General features: G+C 69.4%; 20 protein-coding genes. 14 read left to right on the top strand and 6 right to left on the bottom strand.

Features of this window, described 5'->3' with window-relative positions; all coding sequences use genetic code 11:
• Positions 1–56 precede the first annotated feature (56 nt).
• Genes MRBLWH11_RS04280 through MRBLWH11_RS04265 form a run of 4 tightly spaced genes read left to right on the top strand, consistent with a single transcriptional unit; the run spans position 57 to position 3,309 of the window.
• On the top strand, positions 57–920 hold the full coding sequence (locus MRBLWH11_RS04280) for an ATP-binding cassette domain-containing protein (RefSeq protein ID WP_341946846.1): 864 nt from the start codon (positions 57–59) through the stop codon (positions 918–920).
• Positions 917–1,597, top strand: a complete 681-nt coding sequence (locus MRBLWH11_RS04275; RefSeq protein WP_341946845.1) for an ABC transporter permease subunit — start codon at positions 917–919, stop codon at positions 1,595–1,597. The genes MRBLWH11_RS04280 and MRBLWH11_RS04275 overlap by 4 nt, the downstream gene beginning before the upstream one ends.
• Positions 1,594–2,328: an ABC transporter permease gene (locus MRBLWH11_RS04270; RefSeq protein ID WP_116636306.1), complete on the top strand. Its 735-nt coding sequence runs from the start codon at positions 1,594–1,596 to the stop codon at positions 2,326–2,328. Before MRBLWH11_RS04275 ends, MRBLWH11_RS04270 begins: the two co-directional genes overlap by 4 nt.
• A 57-nt stretch (positions 2,329–2,385) precedes the next feature.
• A complete protein-coding gene (locus MRBLWH11_RS04265; RefSeq protein ID WP_341946844.1) occupies positions 2,386–3,309 on the top strand; it encodes an ABC transporter substrate-binding protein in 924 nt (307 codons plus the stop codon).
• Positions 3,310–3,385: 76 nt separating this feature from the next.
• On the opposite strand, the gene MRBLWH11_RS04260 is transcribed toward MRBLWH11_RS04265, so the two are convergent.
• Positions 3,386–4,570, bottom strand: coding sequence for an AI-2E family transporter (locus MRBLWH11_RS04260; RefSeq protein ID WP_341946842.1), 1,185 nt, complete (start codon positions 4,568–4,570; stop codon positions 3,386–3,388).
• Positions 4,571–4,632: 62 nt separating this feature from the next.
• Here MRBLWH11_RS04260 and MRBLWH11_RS04255 point away from each other — a divergent pair, with 62 nt between their 5' ends.
• Both MRBLWH11_RS04255 and MRBLWH11_RS04250 read left to right on the top strand, forming a co-directional pair.
• Positions 4,633–4,932 (top strand): chorismate mutase, encoded by a 300-nt coding sequence (locus MRBLWH11_RS04255; protein ID WP_116636254.1) that lies wholly within the window; start codon positions 4,633–4,635, stop codon positions 4,930–4,932.
• Positions 4,933–5,091: 159 nt separating this feature from the next.
• Entirely contained in the window at positions 5,092–6,258 is a 1,167-nt protein-coding gene (locus MRBLWH11_RS04250; protein ID WP_341946841.1) for an ROK family protein, read from the top strand.
• A 21-nt stretch (positions 6,259–6,279) separates the two neighbouring features.
• Here the strand turns inward: MRBLWH11_RS04250 and MRBLWH11_RS04245 are convergent, their stop codons facing one another.
• Entirely contained in the window at positions 6,280–7,128 is an 849-nt protein-coding gene (locus MRBLWH11_RS04245; RefSeq protein WP_341946839.1) for a phytanoyl-CoA dioxygenase family protein, read from the bottom strand.
• A gap of 94 nt (positions 7,129–7,222) precedes the next feature.
• Between MRBLWH11_RS04245 and MRBLWH11_RS04240 the strand changes: the two genes are divergently transcribed.
• Complete coding sequence (locus tag MRBLWH11_RS04240) at positions 7,223–8,056, top strand: helix-turn-helix domain-containing protein (RefSeq protein WP_165808096.1); 834 nt, start codon at positions 7,223–7,225, stop codon at positions 8,054–8,056.
• Entirely contained in the window at positions 8,053–8,889 is an 837-nt protein-coding gene (locus tag MRBLWH11_RS04235; protein ID WP_341946837.1) for a TIM barrel protein, read from the top strand. Before MRBLWH11_RS04240 ends, MRBLWH11_RS04235 begins: the two co-directional genes overlap by 4 nt.
• 62 nt (positions 8,890–8,951) lie before the next feature.
• On the opposite strand, the gene MRBLWH11_RS04230 is transcribed toward MRBLWH11_RS04235, so the two are convergent.
• Complete coding sequence (locus tag MRBLWH11_RS04230; RefSeq protein ID WP_341946836.1) at positions 8,952–11,927, bottom strand: glycoside hydrolase domain-containing protein; 2,976 nt, start codon at positions 11,925–11,927, stop codon at positions 8,952–8,954.
• Positions 11,928–12,086: 159 nt separating this feature from the next.
• Between MRBLWH11_RS04230 and MRBLWH11_RS04225 the strand changes: the two genes are divergently transcribed.
• On the top strand, positions 12,087–13,295 hold the full coding sequence (locus MRBLWH11_RS04225; RefSeq protein ID WP_341946835.1) for an ROK family transcriptional regulator: 1,209 nt from the start codon (positions 12,087–12,089) through the stop codon (positions 13,293–13,295).
• A 25-nt stretch (positions 13,296–13,320) separates the two neighbouring features.
• Here MRBLWH11_RS04225 and MRBLWH11_RS04220 read toward each other — a convergent pair whose 3' ends face one another.
• Genes MRBLWH11_RS04220 through MRBLWH11_RS04210 form a run of 3 tightly spaced genes read right to left on the bottom strand, consistent with a single transcriptional unit; the run spans position 13,321 to position 16,488 of the window.
• A complete protein-coding gene (locus MRBLWH11_RS04220; RefSeq protein ID WP_341946834.1) occupies positions 13,321–14,247 on the bottom strand; it encodes a carbohydrate ABC transporter permease in 927 nt (308 codons plus the stop codon).
• Between the two features lie 2 nt (positions 14,248–14,249).
• Positions 14,250–15,215, bottom strand: a complete 966-nt coding sequence (locus MRBLWH11_RS04215; protein WP_116636249.1) for a sugar ABC transporter permease — start codon at positions 15,213–15,215, stop codon at positions 14,250–14,252.
• Positions 15,216–15,246: 31 nt separating this feature from the next.
• On the bottom strand, positions 15,247–16,488 hold the full coding sequence (locus tag MRBLWH11_RS04210; protein ID WP_341946833.1) for an extracellular solute-binding protein: 1,242 nt from the start codon (positions 16,486–16,488) through the stop codon (positions 15,247–15,249).
• Positions 16,489–16,807: 319 nt separating this feature from the next.
• Here MRBLWH11_RS04210 and MRBLWH11_RS04205 point away from each other — a divergent pair, with 319 nt between their 5' ends.
• The 5 genes from MRBLWH11_RS04205 to MRBLWH11_RS04185 are packed head-to-tail and all read left to right on the top strand — an operon-like array spanning position 16,808 to position 21,292.
• Positions 16,808–17,704, top strand: coding sequence for a sugar isomerase (locus tag MRBLWH11_RS04205; protein ID WP_341946832.1), 897 nt, complete (start codon positions 16,808–16,810; stop codon positions 17,702–17,704).
• Positions 17,705–17,716: 12 nt separating this feature from the next.
• A complete protein-coding gene (locus MRBLWH11_RS04200) occupies positions 17,717–18,709 on the top strand; it encodes an ROK family protein (RefSeq protein WP_341946831.1) in 993 nt (330 codons plus the stop codon).
• Positions 18,706–19,650: a 1-phosphofructokinase family hexose kinase gene (locus MRBLWH11_RS04195; protein ID WP_341946830.1), complete on the top strand. Its 945-nt coding sequence runs from the start codon at positions 18,706–18,708 to the stop codon at positions 19,648–19,650. The genes MRBLWH11_RS04200 and MRBLWH11_RS04195 overlap by 4 nt, the downstream gene beginning before the upstream one ends.
• Before the next feature lie 11 nt (positions 19,651–19,661).
• A complete protein-coding gene (locus MRBLWH11_RS04190) occupies positions 19,662–20,519 on the top strand; it encodes a class II fructose-bisphosphate aldolase (protein ID WP_341946829.1) in 858 nt (285 codons plus the stop codon).
• Positions 20,516–21,292 carry a DeoR/GlpR family DNA-binding transcription regulator gene (locus MRBLWH11_RS04185; RefSeq protein ID WP_341946828.1) on the top strand — a complete coding sequence of 259 codons (777 nt, stop codon included), beginning with the start codon at positions 20,516–20,518 and terminating at the stop codon, positions 21,290–21,292. Before MRBLWH11_RS04190 ends, MRBLWH11_RS04185 begins: the two co-directional genes overlap by 4 nt.
• Positions 21,293–21,309: the final 17 nt, after the last annotated feature.

Raw genomic sequence — 21,309 nt, 5'->3', positions numbered from 1 at the left:
GCCGGCGCCGAGGCGCCGATGCCCGCCTCGTCGATCGACCGTCTGGAAAGTAGCCCATGATCGAGTTCCGCAACGTCACCAAGCAGTTTCCCGACGGCACCGTGGCCGTCAACGACTTCAACCTCGTGCTTCCGTCGCGCAAGACCACCGTCTTCGTCGGATCGTCGGGATGCGGCAAGACCACGCTGCTGCGCATGATCAACCGCATGGTCGAGCCGACCTCCGGCGACATCGAGATCGACGGAGAGAACGTGCTCGTCGGCGATCCCGTGCAGCTGCGCCGTCGCATCGGCTACGTCATGCAGAACTCCGGCCTCATGCCGCACTTCTCGGTGATCGACAACGTCGCGACCGTCCTCCGTCTCACCGGCGTCAAGAAGCCCGAGGCGCACAAGCGGGCCCGCGCCCTGCTCGACACCGTCGGCCTCGACCAGGCGCTCGCCGAGCGCTACCCCAGCCAGCTGTCCGGCGGTCAGCAGCAGCGCGTCGGAGTGGCTCGCGGGCTCGCCGCCGACCCGAACATCCTGCTGATGGACGAGCCGTTCGGCGCCGTCGACCCGATCGTCCGCGCCGACCTGCAGCAGGAGACCCTGCGACTGCAGCACGAGCTCGACAAGACGGTCGTCTTCGTCACGCACGACATCGACGAGGCGTTCCTGCTCGGCGACCAGGTGGTCATCCTCGACAAGGGCGCGCGCATCGTGCAGGTGGGCAGCCCGAGCGAGATCATCGAAAATCCTGCCGACGACTTCGTCGCCGCGTTCATCGGTGCTGACCGCGGACGCCGCGCGCTGCACCTCAAGGAGACCCCGCACGGCACCGTCGTCGTCGACTCCGAGGGCCGCACGCAGGGAGCGATCGTGGCAGAGACCGAGACGGATGCCGTCGCCACGACCGCCGGGCAGGACGGACTGTCGTGAACTGGGTCACCGACAACCTCGGCCTGATCTTCGAGCTGACGCTGGTGCATCTGCGCCAGAGCATCGTGCCGATCGTGCTCGGCTTCGTGCTCTCGCTCCCGCTCGGCTGGGTCGCGTGGCGGTACCGGCTCGTGCGGGGTCCGATCATCGTGCTCACGGGTCTGCTCTACACGATCCCGTCGCTGGCCCTGCTGATCCTGCTGCCTGCCACGCTCGGCTACTCCGCGATCAGCGAGACCAACCTCGTGATCGCGCTGACGATCTACGCGGTGGCGATCCTGGTCCGCGCGGTCGCCGACGGCCTCGACTCGGTCGACGACGGCGTCCGCCAGGCGGCGACCGCCACCGGCTTCGCGCCGTTCCGCCGCTTCTGGGCGGTCGAGTTCCCGCTGGCGGGCCCCGTGATCCTCGCGGGGCTGCGGGTCGCCGCCGTCAGCACGATCTCGCTCGCCACCGTCGGCATCCTGATCGGCGTGACGAACCTCGGCTACCTGTTCACGAACGGGCTCGAGCGTCGCATCATCGCCGAGGTCTTCGCCGGCGTCGTCGCGGTCGTGATCATCGCGCTCGTGATCGACCTGATCCTGCTGCTGCTCGGACGCGCTCTGATGCCGTGGACGACCGCGACGAGTCGCGTCTCCGCGAGCCGCGCCGTTCCCGTGAGGGCAGCCGCATGAATCTCTTCGCGGACGCCATCGCGTGGATGCTCGCCCCGGCGCAGTGGACCGGGAACTACGCCCTGCCCAAGCTCCTCGGCGAGCACCTCGCGCTCACCGCGATCTCGGTGCTGATCGCCGCGATCATCGCCCTGCCGCTCGGCTGGCTGATCGGTCACACCGGCCGCGGCCGCGAGATCGCCGTCGCGGTGTCGGGAGCCGCGCGTGCCATTCCCGCGTTCGGTCTCATGGTGCTCCTGGTCCTCCTCCTCGGAGTGCTCCGAGTGCCGGAGGCCGCCATCACGACGTTCGTGCTGCTTGCGATCCCGTCGCTCCTCGCCGGTGCCTACACGGGCCTCGAGGCGATCGACCGCCGCGTGATCGATGCGGCGCGGGCCATGGGCATGACCGAGTGGCAGATCTTCTGGAAGGTCGAGGTGCCCCTCGGTCTTCCCCTGCTCGTCGGCGGCATCCGCTCGGCGCTGCTGCAGGTCATCGCGACCGTCACGATCGCCGCCTACGTCAATCTCGGCGGACTTGGCTGGCCGATCATCCAGGGCATCCCGCTGCGTCGCTTCGATCAGGTGCTCGGCGGCGCCCTCATCGTCGCCGTGCTCGCGCTGCTCGTCGACCTGCTGCTCGCCGCCGCGCAGCATGCTGCTGTTCCGCGCGGGCTCCGCACCGGTCGCCCGGCTCGCCGCCGCACCCGTCCGCTCACGCCGGCCCCCGCGCCGGCGGCATCCACCGCCTGATCTCTCCGTCCCGCTTTCACAGCACCAGAAGAAGTCCCAGAGAAGAAGAGGAAGTCCATGTTCACAGCACGAGGCAAGCGCTCCGTCCTCGCCGTCGGCCTGGTGGCCGCGGCGACACTCGCCCTGTCCGCCTGCGGCGGCAACCCGCTCGACGAGCCGTCGAGCGACGCCGGATCCGGGTCGGGCGACTCCGAGACGATCGTCGTCGGCTCGCAGGGGTACTACTCCAACGAGATCATCGCCGAGATCTACGCCCAGGCGCTCGAGGGCGCCGGGTTCACCGTCGAGAAGAAGCTCAACATCGGCCAGCGCGACGCGTACATGCCCGAGGTCGAGTCCGGCGAGATCGACGTGTTCCCCGAGTACACCGGCAGCCTGCTGGAGTACCTCTCCGAAGATGACGTCGACGTCACCTCGCCGGAAGACGTCTACTCGGCCCTCACCGAGACGCTGCCCGAGGGCCTGACCGCGCTCGACTACGCCGAGGCATCCGACCAGGACACCTACACGGTGCTCAAGAGCTTCGCCGAGGCGAACAACCTCAAGACGATCGAAGACCTCAAGAACGTGACCTCGCAGGTCACGATCGGCGCCCCGCCGGAGTTCGAGCAGCGCCCGTACAACCCGGCAGCTGCCAAGGAGGTCTACGGCGTCGACCTGGCGTTCTCGGCCACCGGTCCGACCACGCTCGAGTCGCTCCTCGCCGGCGAGATCCAGGTGGCCGACATCTACACCGCCGACCCGGCGTTCGAGACCGAGGACATCGTCGCGCTCGAAGACCCGAAGAACCTCATCATCTCGTCGAACGTGGTGCCGATCGTCGCGAGCGACATCGCCGACAAGGTGTCCGAGGTGCTCAACGCGATCAGCGCGAAGCTGACCGCCGAGGAGCTCGTGTCGCTCAACGTGCTCAGCACGGTCGAGCAGCAGTCGTCGGCCGACATCGCGAAGAAGTGGCTCGAGGACAACGACCTCGTCTGAGCCCCCTCGTTCCGGAAGCGCCCGGGCCCGTTGCTGATTCCTGCAGCGGGTCCGGGCGCTTCTGCGTGCGGCGCGGCTAGACCCTGGCGTCCTGGCGCGGGACCCAGACCTGCTTGATGATGATCAGGACGGATGCCGTGACCGGCACGGCCACGAGTGCGCCGAGCAGCCCGAGCAGCGTGCCGCCGGCGAGGGCGCCGATGACGACGAGCGAGCCGGGGATCGAGATCGCGCGGTTCATGACGCGCGGCGTGATGACGTAGGCCTCGATCTGCATGTAGATGAGATAGACGATCGCGAAGATCAGTGCGCCGATCGGATTGGTGAACAGCGCGATGCCGGTGCCGATGATCCAGAACATCACGGAGCCGACGAGCGGGATCAGCGTGATGCAGAAGGCGACGGTCGCCATCAGCGGCGGGAACGGCAGACCGAGGAAGAAGTAGAGCAGGAACGCGAGCAGCGCGTTGAAGAACGCGAGCACGACCATCCCCATGACGTACCCGCCGACCGAGTCGGTGATCTGGTCGGTGATGTCGCCGGCCCTGGCGCGGTCGCGGGCGGGCACGAGGCGCAGGAGGCTCGTCTTGATCCCGGCGAGGCTCGCCAGGAAGTAGAGGGTCAGCACGATGACGATGATCGTGCCGGAGATGCCGGTGGCGATCGACGCGCCGACCTTCAACGCGCCACCGCCGATGGTGGCGAGGTTCCCGAAGTCCGACAGGAACTTCTGCACCTCGGCCACCAGGTCCTGGAACTGCTCGCCGAACTGACGCTCCAGGGTCGCGTAGAGATCGCTCCGGGTGAACTCCTGGACCATGCCGGGCACCGAGCGGACGAAGCTCGAGATCTGGTCGACGACGATCGGGATGACCATCCACAGCAGGAGCGCGAACACCACGATGAGGCCGAGGGTCACGACGAGGACCGCGATGGCCCGGGACAGGCCGCGCCGCTCGAGCATGCGCACCGCGGGGTCGAGGCCGAGGGCCGCGAAGAGGGCGAGTGCGATGTAGATGAGGACCGTCGAGAGGCTCGTGAGGGCCAGGCCCAGCACGAAGGCCCCGAGGCCGCCGAGCGTCACGAGGAAGCCGAAGACGAAGGGGCGATCGATGCGGGTCCAGAACGATCCGCGCGGCGCCATCGGCTCGACGACGGGACGCGGCACGGTCTCGGTCCGCTGTGGGCCGGGAGCATCGGACGAGGTCTCGGATGCCGCGTCGTCGGTGGGTGCGGAGGCCGGCGACTCTTCGTTGCTCATGTGCTCACGATAGCGGTGAGCGTCGTCGGATCACGGGCGTTCGGCGGCTCTAGAGTAGGGGCATGACAGCCGCTGAGGACCCGAAGGCCGAACTGCTCCGACTTCGCGCCAGCATCGACAACATCGACGCCGCGCTGATCTTCATGCTGGCCGAGCGCTTCCGCGCCACCCAGCAGGTCGGGCATCTCAAGGCCGAGCACGAGATGCCCGCATCCGATCCGAATCGCGAGGAGCAGCAGGTCGCTCGCCTTCGCGCACTCGCGGAAGAGGCTCATCTCGACCCGGAGTTCGCGGAGAAGTGGTTCAACTTCGTGGTGGCGGAGGTCATCCGCCACCACACCGAGGCGGCCGAGGGCCGCTGAGAGAAGTGCCGGACGGGCGACGGTGTGTGCAGCACTCGCCCGTCCGGAGCTGGGGGAGGCCTTTCGGCCAACTAAGTTCAATGAATAAACTTACGGAGAGACTACGGATCGGCGCTCGATCTGTCAACACCTCGCACGCGAGTGCCTGAACGGAACCCCATGCTCAACACGGATGACGCCCTCGACACCCAGGCATCGGTCCGGCGCGCCAACCTGAGACGGGCGCTGCAGCTGGTCTTCCGGAACCCCGGCGTGCAGACCAGGGCCGGGATCGCACGGGCCACGGGGCTGACCGCGGCCACCGCATCGTCGCTGGTCGCCGAGCTGCTCGAGAACCGTCTCATCGTCGAGGGCGAGCAGGCGGCGAGCACCGGAGGGAAGCGGGCGACGACCCTCAGCATCGATGCGAGCCACCACCTGATCCTCGTCATCGTGATCCAGCCCCGCCATGCGCACGTCGCGCTCGTCGCCCTCGACGGCACGGAGGTCGACGTCCGACGCGTGACGTACTCGGCGGAGGACCGCGACCGCGTTCTCGATGAGGCCCTGGCCGACATCGCCACCGAGTTCGGCGACCGCCTGCTCGCCGCCGGCGTGCAGCTGCCCGGCACGACCGACGGGCGCTCCGTGCTGGAGAGCGTGCAGCTGAAGTGGCAGGACGTGCCGCTGGCCGACCGATTCGAGCGCCTTCTGAAGGCTCCGGTCCTGCTGGTCAACGACGTCGATGCCGAGGCCATCGCCGAGGCGGGGCGCGAGGAGTCCCCCGCGGGCTACCGGCTCTTCATCCACATCGGCGGGGGGATCGGCGCCGCGGTGACCCTCGACGGCGAGCTCGCTCCGGGGCCGCGCGACCGGGCCGGTGAGATCGGCCATGTGCAGGTGGTGTTCGGTGACGCGGCGCGCGACTGCAGCTGCGGCCGACGCGGGTGCCTCGAGTCGGCATCAGCCATGGGGGCGATGCTCGGCGAGGGCTTCTCCGACGCCATGGATGCGGCGGAGATCGCGGTGCTCGCTGCCCGCGCCGATGCGCGGCAGCTGGACGACGGCGCTCGCGCCCTCGCTCGCGCCGTCAAGCTCATCAGCGCACTCCTCGATCCGACGGAAGTGGTGATCGGGGGGCCCGCCACCGTCCTCGGGCCGCGATTCCTCGAGCGCGTCCGCAGCGAGACGGACTATTCGTCACGAGGAACCGCGCAGGTCCCCATCCGCTACGCCGATCCGCGCGTCGCGCTCTCCGCCGGCGCGGCCCAGGCCGCGCTGACCGCGGCGCTCGGGGTGCGCTGGAGTCCGGAGCAGCTGCTCGCGGCATCCGCTCCCGCGTCCTGACGCGCGACCGCCGACGTCTGGTCAAAGACCGTCGTCGTCGGACCAGTGCTCCTGCCACCGCCAGTCGATGGGGTCGGAGACGCGCTGGTAGCGGATGTCGGTCGACAGGCGGATGCGGTGATCCGGATCGACGTTGTCCGTCGAGGCATGCACGATGTGGGCCGAGTGCACCATGACGTCGCCCGCACGATAGTCGTTGATCAGCCATCGGGCTTCGTACTCGTCGGCCAGGCCCGGCAGGTCGGCCGTGATCGAGGCGGCCGGCATCTTCAGCGTTCCGGCGCGCTCCTGCGCCATCACACGATGGTGGCTTCCCTCGAGGTAGGCGAGACCGCCGTTCGCGACCGTGCAGTCACCGAGCGGGATCCACATCGACAGCACGCGGTCGGTGCCCTCGCGCAGGTAGACGAGGTCGTAGTGCGCCTGGGTGGCGGTGCCGATGCCCGTCTCGCCGGGCCGGGTGTGGCGGATGATGCGACGCTTGTGGAGATGCACGTCGTCGCCCAGGAACCACTGGAACCATCCGCGGATCGTCGGATGCGCGGTGAGCGCGGCATAGCGGTCGCCGGGAACGACGTCCTCGAAGAGCACGCGGCGGGTCAGGGCGAGGTCGACGTCGTCGTGCGAATCGATCCCGTCACGATCACCCCCGGGCCGCACGAGACCGGTCGGTGCGAGCTTTCCGAAGTAGTAGGCCCGGAAGTCGCGGACGAGCTCGGGATCGAGGTGATCGCTGAGGTAGAGGTACCCGTCGCGGCGGAGGCGCTCCCACAGGGCATCCTTGTCGTCGCGCAGCGCCGTCGGCACGGCCTCGAGGCGACCCAATCGCTCCGGTCTCTCGTCGAGCACATAGCCGTTGGAGGTGATCATGACCCCATTCTCGCCGCGGCTAGGACGATCCGTCCATGGACTTCCCTTCTCAACGCTTGTATTTTCGCGCCCTCCCGGACACACTTGGACGATCATGGACAACTGGGCGATCTACGCGAATCCCGCCCGCGGGCTCACCGACGTCACGGTCGCCTGCCTCGGCGCGGGGGAGTACGGCGGAAGTCACGAGGGCTTCCGCGGTCGTCGTCTGCGCTCCCATGCGGTCGTCGTGATCAGCGAGGGGAGCGGCTGGTACTCGAGTCCGCTCACGGGAGATGTCAGGGTCGAGGCTCCCGCCCTCATCTGGCTGTTCCCCGGTGTCGCGCACGGCTACGGGCCGCATCGCTCCGGATGGACGGAGCACTGGATCCTGTTCTCCGGCGCCGCCACCCGTGCGCTCGACGAGCTGGGGGCGTGGCGGCGCGCGGTCCCCGTGGTGGCGCTCGACCGCACACCCGACGACCTGACGACGACGTTCGATCGTCTGCGGGACGAGCTCGCGGACAGCGGCTCGATCGGCGCGCTCCGGGCATCGGCGGTGAGCTACGCCTGGATCGTCGCACTCGCGACCTCGACGATGCGGGACGCCGCCCCCGACCTCATCGATGCGTTCACGCGCGGTGCCACCCGTCAGATCTCGATGGAGACCCGCGCGCACGAACTGGGGATGGGGGTCTCCCAGCTGCGGTCCGCCACAGTGGCGGCGACCGGTCTGACTCCGCTGCAGCTGCTCATCGAATCGCGGCTCGCGCGCGCCCAGTCGCTGCTCGTCGAGACCGACCTCGAGGTGAGCGTGATCGCACAGCAGGTCGGATTCGACGATCCCTCCTACTTCTCGCGGCAGTTCACACAGCGCCGGGGGAGCTCGCCGAGTCTGTTCCGCCGCGAGCAGCGCCGGATGCCCACGCTGACGGATGACCGGCTGTGAGGGCCGCAGCGCCGCTGGTGCTCATGACCGACTGGGTGTTCGCCGCCCCGGCCGATGTCCTCGTCGCCCGCGCCATCGAGCAGGGCTACGACGGTGTCGAGGTCTGGTGGCCGCACGACCTCGAGGGGCAGCGACGTCTCGGCGCGGCCGTCGCGGGCGCCGGTGCCGAGCTCTCCCTCCTCGTCGGCAGCGCGCATCCCGAGCCGACGGCCCACATCGCCGAGATCGAGCGACAGCTGCAGGAGATCTCGCAGAGCGGACTCACCCCGCTGCACGTCACGCTGCACGCGGGTCGGGATCACTGGAGCGACGCCGATCAGGACCGCCTCGCGGAGCGGGTCGTGGAGAGTCGCGCCGCCACCGGGCTCGACGTCCTCGTCGAGCTGCACCGATCACGGATGCTGTACGCGGCGCACGCCGCGCGACGCATCCTCGAACGCCACCCCGGTCTCCGGGTGACTTTCGACGTCTCGCACTGGCTGGTGGTCGCGGAGTCGATGCTCGCGGATCAGCCGGCGGCGGTCGAGCTCGCGATCGCTCGCGCGGACCACGTCCATGCGCGCATCGGTCATCCTCAAGGGCCGCAGGTGAACGATCCGGAAGCCGAGGAGTGGCGCGACGTCGTCGAGCAGCACCTGCGATGGTGGGATCTCATCGTGCACAGGCTGCGCGGCGAAGGCCGCCCCGTCACGTTCCTCGCGGAGTTCGGCCCCGTCGACTACGCCCCCAGCACGCCGGGGTCGCGCCGCCCGCTCCGCGATCCCGAATCATCGAATCGCTGGATGCAGCGCGTCCTCCGCGACCGCTATCGCCCGGAGGCCGCGAGCGTGTGAGCGCGAAGAAGGGCCGTCACCGCGCTGAGGGGAGGCGGTGACGGCCCTGTGGGGAAGCCCGATCAGGCGCGGGGGGAACGCCTGCGTCGGACGGCGACGGCGCCACCTGCGAGGAGGAGCACTGCCAGCAGGATGGCCATCGTGATCAGGGTGGGGTCCTGGCCGGTGGTGGCCAGAGCGCTGCCGTTCGACGAGCCGGCGCCGGTTCCGGTTCCGGTTCCGGGACCGGCGGACCCGTCACCGCCGCCGGGGCTCGGGGCGGCACTCACGGTGACGGCGAGCGACATGCTGCCCGGCGTGCCTGCCGCGTCGCGTGCGCTCACCACGAGGTCGTGCGCCCCGGCGGGGACGACCGGCACCGTGAACGCGAGGCGTGCCGTGCCGTCGGCATCCGCCACAGCCGTGCCGAGCAGCACCGGGTCGGAGTGCAGTTCGAACGTCGCGGTGCTGCCGGGTTCCAGCCCGGCGACCGTCGCCGTGGCCTCCGACCCGACCGTGAGGGCGGTGTCCGAGATCGACACGTCGAAGGCTGCTTCGCGGTCGGCGAGATACGTGCGGGTCGCGGCATCGAGGGCGGCCTGGAGCCGGTCGACCTCGGCGGGGATGTCGACGTCACCCGGATCGATGACGCCGCCGTAGGGATCCTTCTTGAAGCCCGGGTTCGCCATCTCCGCCATCGCGGCGCTCAGAGCGGTCGCGGCATCCGTCGATCGTGCGGAGAGCCAGCGGACCTTCTCGGCGTCGCGGATCCCCTCGTTCATGTGCTCCCAGCGGACCGACGAGATGTCGTGCGGATACACCTGCGCCGCGTCTCCCGACTCCCAGGTCTTGAAGTCGACCGTCGCGAACGGATCCTCGACGAAGCTGTCGTACGCCCACCGCAGGTAGCCGTCGGATGCCGTCGCCGTCGTCTTCCACTGGCCCCACACCGCTTCGGCGAGGTTCGACCGCACGAAGGTGTTCGGGTAGATGCCGACGCAGTAGTAGATGCTCGTGATCAGTCCGAGCTCGCGGCGGTGCGCGGCGACGGTCTCGAACTCCTCGTCGCCGATGAGCACGTTGTCGGCCGAGACCGAGATCTTGTCGATGCGGTCGAGGCGCGGGTCGTGCAGGCTGTTGTAGTTCATCGCGGCGCCGACCTTGAGCCCGGGTGCTGCCTCGTCGATGAGATCGACCGCCTTGAGGATGTCGTCGAGCGCCCGCTCGTCCATCGCCATGTAGGTGATGTCGAACCAGCCCTTCTCCTTGAGGTGCGGACCGAACTTCTCCAGGAACGCGGTCCACATCTCGCGCCAGATGGGCGTGCCGACCGGCACCGACGCCGTGATCCGGCGGTTCTGAGCGACGTCGAAGTACTCGACCTTGCTCGCCCAGTTCACCATCGAGTACGCATCGATCTGGCCGTCGATCCCGACGTCGTCCATCATGAACTCGACCCATCGGTCGAAGACGCTGAAGTCGAACGACCAGGTGCCGTCGGCGTTCTTCGTCCACTCGACCATGGAGTCGTACGGGTCGTAGGTCTGCGACGCCCAGGGGTCCTTGACCACGGTCGTGGTGATGACGTCCTGGCCGGCGTCGCGGAGGCGCTGGTAGTGCGGCAGCATGGCCGCGAGATGCGCCTCGCTCCAGAGCTGGTCCTGCGGGATGCCCTCGGTGCGGGCGACCGCGTAGGGGTTCTGCCACAGGTCGACGAACTGCTCCCAGTCGCCCGCGGCCGGGAGACGGAGGTCGAGGACCTCGAGAGCGAGGGTCAGCTCGATGCGATCGCCCTGGTCGCTGACCACGACGACCGTGCCGTCGTACACGCCGGGCGCGGCATCGGCCGGCACATCGACCGTCATCCAGACGGGCTGCACCGAGCGCGGCGCCATCTCGACAGAAGCCACAGGCTTGAGGACGTCCGGGATCGGCTCCTGCGGCCTTCCGAGCGACGGGCGTCCGCGTCCGGCCATGACGGTCGAGATCAGCGTGGCGGTGATGCCGTCGTCGAGGGATGCGCCGTCGGCGCTCTGGAGGTGCGCGCTCTCCACGCGGACGCCGGTCTTGGCTTCACCGGCGGTCCAGAGCACGAACTGCGCGTTGACGCGGTCGCGCTGCCAGGCGGTGCCCTGCCACGCCGTCGTGTTCATCGTCACGACATCGGAGTAGTACTTGCGGCGGTAGTCGTCGAAGGACTTCGCGGTCACGTAGTGGAAGTTGGTGTCCGCCACGGATCCGGAGAGCTCGGTGCGCGCCGCGGTCACGGTGACGGTGCGGTGAGCGGTGAAGCCCCCGTCGCGCGTGGTGGCGGTGATGGTCGCCTCGCCCGCCGCGACCGCGGTGACCGTTCCGTCGGCGGCGACCGTGGCCACGCCCTCGTCATCCGAGGACCACGCGACCGTTGTGTCGGTCGCGTCGGCAGGAGCGACCGTCGCCTCGAGCTTCGCCGTGCTGGTGGCCTCGAGCGTCAGCGGCGTCTGGTCCAGCGAGACGCCGGTGGCGGCGACGAGCTCCTTCGTCACGCGGGCGAAGTCGATCTGGGCGCCGGCGCGGGAGGCGGCGGGGTTCTTCTGCCCGGTCACGCGCAGGACCACGGTGTGCGGTCCGGACGGCAGCACGCCGGTGGAGAAGAGGAGCTGCTGGTACTGGCGCGTGGCCGAGTAGGCGTCGACGATCGTCTCCGGCCCGCCGTCCACGGAGAACGCGTAGGTGCCGTGGGCCGGGTCCGTGTTGCCGAGGAGCTCGGCCTGCACGCCGGTGAAGCGGAAGGTCATGCTGGGGGTGTCGCCGGCGCGGACCCAGTGCTCGGTTCCGTTCATCCACTTCGTGGGATCGAGATCGGCGTCGCCGACCCATTTGGCGGGGAAGTCGAAACCCTCGGTCGTGGAGGTGACGGCGTCGTCGACGATCACGGTGGTCTCCTCTGCCGCCGCGGGCGCGGACAGCATCGGGAGGAGGGGGAGCGCGAGCGCGAGGGCCACGATCGCCGCGCCGCTTCTGCGGAGGGATCGGGCGCGCGAGCGGCGCGGGGGCAGCAATGTCTCAGGCACGTTCATCGGGTCCTGTCTTGTCGGCATCGAGAAAGCGGGGAACTCGGGTGTGGGACTTTACTTAGTGAGTAAGCGAAGTGGGGCTAGCGTAGAGTTTGGAGCGGCCGCGTGTCAAGGTTCCGCGGCGATCGGGCGCGAACAGGCGCGAAGGGGAGCAGGACGTCGATGCTGGCAGAGGTGCAAGGGACGAGGGCGCGGCTCGAGCGATCCGTCTTCGGCGGCGGTGCGGAGGGCCTCCTTGACGGCAAGGGGAAGATCCGTCGCGATCACCTTCGTCGTGCGCTCGCGCTCATCGGCTCCGACGACTCGGTGACCCGTGCGAGCCTCGCCCGCTTGACCGGCCTGACGACCGCCACCACGTCATCTCTCGTCAACGAGCTGATCGCGCTCGGCCTCGTCGTCGAGGGCGAGCAGGCCGAGAGCACCGGTGGCAAGCCGGGCACGCGCGTCGAGCTCAACCGCGCGTACTACCTCGTGTGCGTCGTGATCGTCCGCGCGCAGAGCGTGGAGGCCGTCCTGCTCGATCTGAGCGGCGCCCGCGTCCTCACCCGCGTGACGACATACGCCTCCGGTGTGCAGCCCGCCGACGTCGCCCGGGTGACCGGCGAGCTCGTGCGCGACTTCCCTGATCGCGTGCTCGCCGTGTGCCTGCAGTCCCCCGGGGTCACCGACGGAGCCGTCGTGCGAGAGAGCGTGCTCCTGGGGTGGCGCGACGTGCCTCTGGCCGAGCTCGTCCGCGCGGAGGCCGAGCTCCCCATCGTCATCCTCAACGACGCCGACGGCGAGGCGCTCACCGAATCGGTGTTCGACGAGGCGGCGGGCGTGCAGCGGCTCGTGCTGCGTATGGGCGAGGGCATCGGCGCCGCCGTGACGATCGACGGACGCGTGCTCCCCGGCGCGACGAATCGTGCGGGCGAGATCGGCCACGTCGCGTTCGGCGGCAACGGCTCCCGCGTTCGCTGCCGATGCGGCGGCTACGGGTGCATCGAGGCCGTCGCCTCGCTGACGGCCATCCTCGGCCCCGACTTCCACGACGAGCTGGAGCCGGAGGGTGTCCGTGCGCTGCTGCAGGCCGACGGCGCCGAGGAGCGGATGCAGCTGGGCGCCGAGTCCGTCGCCGCCGCCCTGCGCATCCTCTCGGGTCTCACCGACCCGCACGAGATCGTCATCGTCGGCCGCGCGCCGCTGCTCGGGGAGCCTTTCCTGACGGCCGTGCGCTCCGGCTTCGAGCAGAACCGGCCCAAGGGGACGGCATCCCCGCCGATCCGTTTCGCGCACGACTCCGACCCGGCCCTGGGGCCGGGTCGGCACGTGCTCGGCAGCGTGCTCGGCGTCTCGCTCATGCGCCCGTCGGCGCGCCCGGCATCCGACTGAGCGGCGGCGTCCGCCCCCGAGCGCCCTATTTGACGCTGCCGGCGGTGAGGCCGCCGACGAGGCGCTTCTCGATGAGCATGAAGAGGATGACGACGGGGAGGATGGCGACGATGGAGACGCCGAACACGTACTGCCAGCTGGTCTCGTACTGACCGACGAACTTCGTCAGTGCGACGGAGAGCGGCTGGTTCTTGTCGGTGGACAGGATCACCAGCGAGGCCGCGAACTCGTTCCAGCAGGCGACGAACGTGAACACGATCGCCGTGACGATGCCGGGCCAGACGAGCGGCAAGTTGATCTTGAACAGGACGGTGAAGCGTCCCGCGCCGTCGATCTGCGCGGCTTCGTCGACCTCTTTGGGGATGCCGGCGAAGAAGGAGTGCATGATCCACACGGCGAACGAGAGGTTGAATGCGGCGTTGATGAAGATCATCGCCGCCCAGGTGTCGCCGAGTCCGAGGGTCGTGAACTGGCGGAACAGGCCCGAGGTCAGCACGGCCGGCTGCAGCATCTGGGTCACGATCACGAGGAACAGGAACACCATGCGGCCGGGGAACTTGAACCGTGCCGTGTAGTACGCGGCGGGGAGGGAGACGAGCAGCACGAGCAGGGTCGCGAACACGGCGATGATGATCGTCGAGATGAGGTTGTACGGCAGTGGCGTCTCGGGTGTCGACCACATCGTGAGGTAGTTCTCCCAGTGCCATTCGGTCGGGAGGTAGGTGGGGTCGACGGAGCGGATCTGGGGCTTCGTCTTCACGGAGCCTGCGAACATGATCAGGTACGGGAGGACGAAGATCGCGAGGACGAGGAACCCGGCGGCGGTGCGGAGGATGACGCGCGGGAGGGTGACCTGGTCTTCGGTGTAGCGGCGCTTGCGACCGTTCAGCGGCGGAAGGGGGCGTCCGCCGCGGCCGGTGGTGGTGACGAGTTCGGTCTCGGTCACGGTCATGATCAGACCTCCTTCATGGGCTTGACGACCTTCACGTAGATCGCGACGATCACGATCACGATCAGGAACGCGACGACGGACAGGGCGCTGGCGACGTCGACCTTCTTCTGCAGCTCGATGTACTTGAAGATCATCGTCATGATCGTGTCGGCCCCGTAGCCGGGGATGGACCCGGTCATCACCTTGAGGATCGGCAGCGAGTTGAACACGTTGATGATGTTGATGAGGATCGCGACCGCGAGGGCGCTGCGCAGCTGCGGGAGGATGATCGACCAGTACGTGCGGACGGGACCGGCGCCGTCCATCTTCGCGGCCTCGATCGCGTCGGCGGGCACGGACTGGAGCCCGGCGAGGATCGTGTACGTCGTGAACGGCAACGACACGAAGATCGCGATCACGATCGACCAGGCGAACGCGGTGGCGGGGTTCTTGGTCCACCCGTATCCGACCGCGTCGTCCGAGAGGCCGATGTCGTAGAGGAACTTGTTGAACACCCCGAAGTACGGCTCGAGGCTGTAGTAGAACACCATGGTCGTCATCACGACGGATGCCGCCCAGGGAACGATCACGGCCATGCGGACGATCTGACGTCCCGGGAACGCCTTGTTCAGGATCTGCGCGAGGCCGAGCGAGATCACGACGGTGAACGCGACGACCGAGACGACCCAGATGATCGTGCGGCCGAGGATCGGCCAGAACTCCGCGAACGCGAACACGGTCGCGAAGTTGTCGAACCCGACTGAGCCCTTGTCGAGGCCCGAGAGGGAGATGTCGCGCGTCGAGTTGAAGAACATCACCCCGGCGGGGAAGAACACCACGCCGACGATCAGCAGCAGCGCGGGCGCGATCCAGGGCAGCGCCTGGACGAGGTCCTTGCCGCGCGACGTGCGCCGTGAGACGGCGCCCGGAGTGCGGGGGCGACCGGTGGCCGCCCCCGCGAGGTTCGAGGACTCTGTTGTCTGGCTCATGGGAATACCCGAACCTCTCCGTTCAGCGGGCTCAGCCCGCGTCGACCTGCGCCTGGATCTCGGTCAGGACGTCCTGAGCCGGCTTGGACTGCAGCTGACCGAACAGCGACTTGAAAGCGCCGTCGGCAGCGGACCACTGGGCGTTCGTCGACGGGTAGAACTTGGCGTCGGGCAGCACGTCGAGGAACGGCTTGAGGGCCTCCTCGCCGGACAGCTGCTCGGAGCCGGACTTCGTGACGGGCAGGAAGCCCTCGGCCTGCACCCACGGCACGTAGACGTCAGCGGAGTAGAAGTAGTCGAAGAACTTCGTGATCGCCTCGGCCTTGTCGCCGTCGTTCTGGAACGCCATCAGCTGGTCCATGACTCCGAGCGTGAACGGCGAGCCGTCCTTGGTCGGGATCGGGACGATGGAGTAGTCCAGGTCGGGGTTGCCCTCTTCGATCTGGCCGACCGTCGGCGGCAGGCCGACCTGCATGCCGATCTTGCCCTGGATGAAGATGTCCATCAGCGGCGAGCGCTGCGTCGAGCCGGGGTCGGCCTGCGTCGCACCGGCGTCGATCATCTTCTTGATCTGCTCGGCACCGACGAGGTTCTCCGGGGTGTCGATCGTGATCTCGGACGCGTCGCCGAACGAGCCGCCGCCGCCCCACAGCCACACGGCCGCCTCGGCCTGCGCCTCTTCGGATCCGAGCGGCATGCCGTAGCCGGCGACACCGCCGCCGAGGGCGGAGACCTTGGTCGCGGCGTCGAGCAGCGAGTCCCAGTCGGTCGGCGCCGTCGCGCCGGCCTGTGCGAGCAGCGTGTTGTTGACGAACAGGGCGCGAGCCGAGGCGATCAGCGGCAGGGCGTACGCGGTGCCGTCGACCTCGGCGTTCTTGATGAACGAGTCCTGGAAGTCGGCGAAGGTGTCCTCGGACACCACGTCCTCGACCGGGTACAGCAGCTCATCGCCGACGAAGCCGGCGAACGGACCGCCGTTGTAGATGTCCGGCGCCTCGCCGGCCTGGATCTTCGTCGAGACGACCTTCTCGAGGTTGTCCCACGACTGGAGCTCGAGCTTGACCTTGATGTCGGGGTTGGCCTTCTCGAACCCCTCGATCACGGTCTCCCAGTTCGCCTTCGTCCCGTCGGAGTAGCTGGGGACGAGGAGATCGATGGTGTTCGCGTCCTCTCCGCCGCCGTCTCCGGCCGAACCGCCGAACCCGCACGAAGCGAGCGAGAGCGTGGCGACGGCCGCAATGGCGGCGGCGCCGAACCGCAGTGACTTCTTCATGTGTATTGCATTCCTCACTGTGAGTGTCCGCTCCGGATGCGGAGGCCGTGTCCGGACGGGGTGTGGTGCACAGTCGCAAGCACGATCACGCGACAGTGCGTGGTGATCGCTTCGCCGGGGCAGCTGCGATCGTTCAAGCCGAGGCTCGGAGTTCGACGGCAGGATCGCCGTCAGGGTGGTGGAACTTGTTCGATTATTTGTCAAGGGAACAAACAAATCAAGAGAAACCTGATCTTGATGTTCCTGATCGTCATACTATGATCGAATCAATCCTTAAACAATCACAACTATGCAACAACCGCCCGAGAAAGGCACCCCGATGACCGAATCGCTGCCCGGCGCACACATGCGCGAAGAGCTCCACTCGCAGCCCCAGACCTGGGCGACCGCCGCCGACCTCAAGGCCGAGCAGGGTCTGCTTCCCGCCTCCGGGGCCCGCGTCGCCGTCGTCGGATGCGGCACCTCGTGGTTCATGGCGCAGTCCTACGCCGCCCTGCGCGAGACCTCCGGTCAGGGCGAGACCGACGCCTTCGCCGCCTCCGAGGCCTTCGTCGATCGGGGGTACGACGCCGTCGTCGCCCTCACCCGCTCCGGCACCACCACCGAGGTGCTCGAGCTCGTCGAGCGCATCAAGGGGCGCATCCCGACCATCGGCGTGATCGGCGACCCGACTTCGCCGCTCGTCTCGATGGTCGACGAGGCCGTCCTGCTGCCGTTCGCCGACGAGACCTCGGTCGTGCAGACCCGCTTCGCGACCACGGCGCTCGCCCTGTTCCGCGCCTCTCTCGGCGAAGACCTCACCGCGGCGATCGCCGACGCGGCCTCGGTGCTGGCCGACACCGACGACGAAGCTCTCCGCGATGCCGAGCAGTACACGTTCCTCGGTCGCGGCTGGGCGACCGGTCTCGCGCACGAGGCCGCGCTGAAGCTGCGGGAATCCTCGCAGTCGTGGACCGAGTCCTACCCCTCGATGGACTACCGTCACGGTCCGATCGCGATCGCCGCTCCCGGCCGCGTGACCTGGCACTTCGGCGCTGCTCCTGAGGGACTCGCCGCACAGGTGACGGCGACCGGGGCACGGTTCGAGCACCGTGCGATCGACCCCATGGCCGACCTCGTGCGTCTGCACCGCCTCGCTCTCGACCGGGCCGTCGCCCGCGGCCTCGACCCCGATCAGCCCCGCAACCTCACCCGATCCGTCATCCTGGATGCATGAGCGGATCCATCCATGACCGGACCTGACGGCGCAGCACCCGTCGCCGACGTCGAGCGCGACACTGCGGGCGAGAGACTCGCCGCCGTGCGGACGCTGGGCGCGGGTTCTCCCGTGCTGGCGTTCGACGTCGGCGGCACCGACATCAAGTCCGCGCTGTTCGATGCGGAGGGAAACGCGCTCGGGCTGCGGCGCACGCCGACCCCCGTCGCCGAGGGAGACCGCACCGACGTGCTCCTCGAGCGCCTCGAGGTGCTGGCGGGCGAACTCCGCGCCGCGCACCCCGATGTCGTGCCGATGGCGGCGGGTCTGGTCGTTCCGGGGATCGTGGATGCGGATGCCGGACTCGGCGTGTTCGCCAGCAACCTGGGGTGGCACGACTCCCCGCTGCGTGATCTCGCCACCGCCCGACTCGGGCTGCCGGTCGCCTTCGACCATGACGTGCGTGCCGCGAGCTGGGCCGAACGCCGGCTCGGCGGTGCCCGCGACTACGCCGACGCGGTCGTGCTCGTGATCGGAACGGGGATCGCCGGCGCTCTGCTCGTCGGCGGGGTGCCCTACACCGCCGGCGGGTACGCGGGCGAGATCGGCCACTCGCCGATCGCCGACGGGCCGATCTGCGCGTGCGGGGCCCGCGGCTGCCTCGAGGCGGTGGCCTCTGCCGGAGCGATCGCGCGACGGTACCGCGATGCGACGGGTGTGGTTCCCGACGGTGCGAAGGACGTCATCGCCCGTGCCGCCGCCGGTGACGAGGTCGCCGCCGAGATCTGGAACTCGGCGCTCGACGCGCTGACCATGTCGCTCGCACAGCTCACGGCCGTCGTCGCCCCCGAGGCCGTCGTCATCGGCGGGGGGCTCTCCCGCGCCGGCGGCGCGCTGTTCGACGAGCTGCGCGGTCGGCTCGCGGCGCGATTGAGCTTCCACCGCATCCCGGAACTGGTTCCGGCCGAGCTCTCGGGCAACGCGGGGCTCCTCGGCGCCGCGCTGCGTGCGAGGGAGCTCACGTGATCCTGACGGTGACCCCGAACCCGGCGCTCGACCTCACCTGGCGCGTCGATCGGCTCGTCGAGGGCGGCACGCATCGCGCGGATGCCGGCATCGCCCGGGCGGGCGGCAAGGGCCTGAACGTGGCGCGGGTCGCGCACGCGGAAGGCGAGCAGGTGCTCGCGGTCACGACGATCGGCGGGCGCGTCGGCGACGAGTTCGCTGCCGAGCTCGGCGCGAGCGGCGTCCCGCATGCGCTCGTCCCGGTCGCCGCCGAGACCCGCCGCAGCATCGCGGTGGTCGACGAGACGCTCGGCGACACGACCATCGTCAACGAGCGCGGCGTGAACCCGACCGACGTCGAGTGGGCGGCGGTGCTCGCCGAGGTCGTCGAGCGGCTGCCCAGCGCGCGAGTGCTCGTGGTCTCCGGAAGCCTGCCGCCCGGCGCACCCGACCCGCTGCTCCCCATGCTGATTGCGGTCGGGAAGGATGCCGGTGTGCCGGTGATCGCCGACACGTCCGGTCCTGCGCTCCTGCGCGCCGCGGACGCCGGCGCGACCGTGCTCAAGCCGAACGCGGCCGAGCTCGCGGAGGCCACCGGCATCGCCGACCCGGTCGAGGGCGCGCGATCGCTGATCGACCGCGGCGCCGAACTGGTGCTGCTGTCTCTCGGTGCCGACGGGATGCTCGCCGTCACGGCATCCGAGCTCGTGCACGCCCGTCTCGACGAGCCGCTGGCCGGCAACCCCACGGGTGCCGGCGATGCCGGGGTGGCAGCCTGCGCCGTGCTGTACGCGGGCGGGGTCCGCGACCCCGAGCAGATCCTCCGCCGGGCCACGGCGTGGTCGGCCGCGGCCGTCCTGATGCCCCTCGCCGGCGACATCTCCCCGTACTGGACCGCGCTCGAGCAGCAGCTCCGCATCTCCCGCCCCGATCCCTCGTCGTTCCGGCCCGCATCGTCCTGAAAGGACCCTTCGTGACCCTCGTCTCCGCCCGCGATCTCGTCTCCGCGGCATCCGCCGCCGGCACCGGCATCGGTGCGTTCAACGTCATCCACCTCGAGACCGCCGAAGGTCTCGTTCGCGCGTCGGCGCTCGCGCAGCTTCCGGTGATCCTGCAGATCTCGCAGAACTGCGCCGACTACCACGGCGGGCTCGAGCCGGTCGCGCTGGCCGCGCTCGCGATCGCCCGGCGCGCGCAGACGCCGGTCGCGGTGCATCTGGATCACGCCGAGCGTCCGGAGCTCGTCGACGAGGCGATCGCCCTCGGGTTCGGCTCCGTGATGTTCGACGGCGGTGCGCTCCCCTACGACGAGAACGTGGCGCTCACGGCGGAGGTCGCGGCCCGGGCGCATGCGGCCGGCGTCTACGTGGAGGGCGAGCTCGGCGAGGTCGGGGGCAAGGATGGAGCGCATGCGCCCGGTGTCCGGACCGACCCCGACGAGGCGCAGGCCTTCGTCGCCGCGACCAGCGTCGACGCCCTGGCCGTCGCTGTGGGCTCCTCGCACGCCATGACCGACCGCACCGCCTCGCTCGATCTCGATCTGATCGCCCGGCTGCGCGCCGCTCTGCCCGTGCCGCTGGTGCTGCACGGGTCGTCGGGGGTGGCGGATGCCGTGATCGCCGCCGCGGTGCGCGCGGGGATGACGAAGATCAACGTCTCCACGCATCTCAACGGATTCTTCACGCGCGCGATCCGCGAGAAGCTGGCCGCCGACGAGCGGCTGGTCGACTCGCGGAAGTACCTCGCGCCTGCGCGCGACGCCCTCGCCGCCGAGGCCGCGCGGATGCTGCGTCTCTTCGCGCTGACCGGGAGCGATACGGTGGCGGGATGAAGAGGGCGGCGCGGCTCAACGCGATCCTCGATCTGCTCGCCGAAGCCGGCGAGGTCACGATCGATGAGCTCGTGGACCGGTTCGGGGCGTCGGCAGCGACCACGCGGCGCGACCTCGACAGTCTCGCCGAGCAGCGGCTGCTCACCCGCACGCACGGCGGTGCGGTCGCGCAGACCGTCGCGTACGAGCTGCCCATCCGCTACAAGAGCCACCTGCGCGCCCATGAGAAGGCGAGCATCGCACAGGCCGCCGCCGCGCTCGTCGCACCGGGAACCGTCGTCGGGTTGTCGGGCGGCACCACGACCACCGCGATTGCGGCGGCTCTCGCCGCCCGTGACGATCTCGCGGCGAACGGCGGCATCACCGTCGTCACGAATGCCGTGAACATCGCCGCGCAGCTCGCCACCCGCCCCGACATCAAGGTCGTGGTGACCGGCGGGGTGATCCACTCGCGCAGCTACGAGCTCGTCGGTCCCTTCGTCGAACAGCTGCTGCGGGGTGTGCGCCTCGACATCGCCTTCATCGGGGTCAACGGGATGGATGCCGACGCCGGAGCCACCACGCAGGATGAGCGCGAGGCCGCCGTGAACCGGATGATGGCCGAGCGCGCGCGCCGCGCCGTCGTCGTCACCGACGGCAGCAAGCTCGGCATCGTGGCCTTCGCCGCCGTGGGCGGGGTGGATCTGTTCCCCACCGTGATCACCGATGCCGGAGCGGATGCCGACGTCGTCGAGGCCCTTCGAGAAGCGGGTCACGAGGTCCTGCTCGCCTGAGCCCTCGCGCGACAAAG

The sequence above is a fragment of the Microbacterium sp. LWH11-1.2 genome (genome assembly GCF_038397745.1).
Lineage (GTDB): Bacteria > Actinomycetota > Actinomycetes > Actinomycetales > Microbacteriaceae > Microbacterium.
The sequence above is the reverse complement of the archived record's forward strand: the minus strand, read 5'-3'. Positions and strand labels throughout refer to the sequence as shown.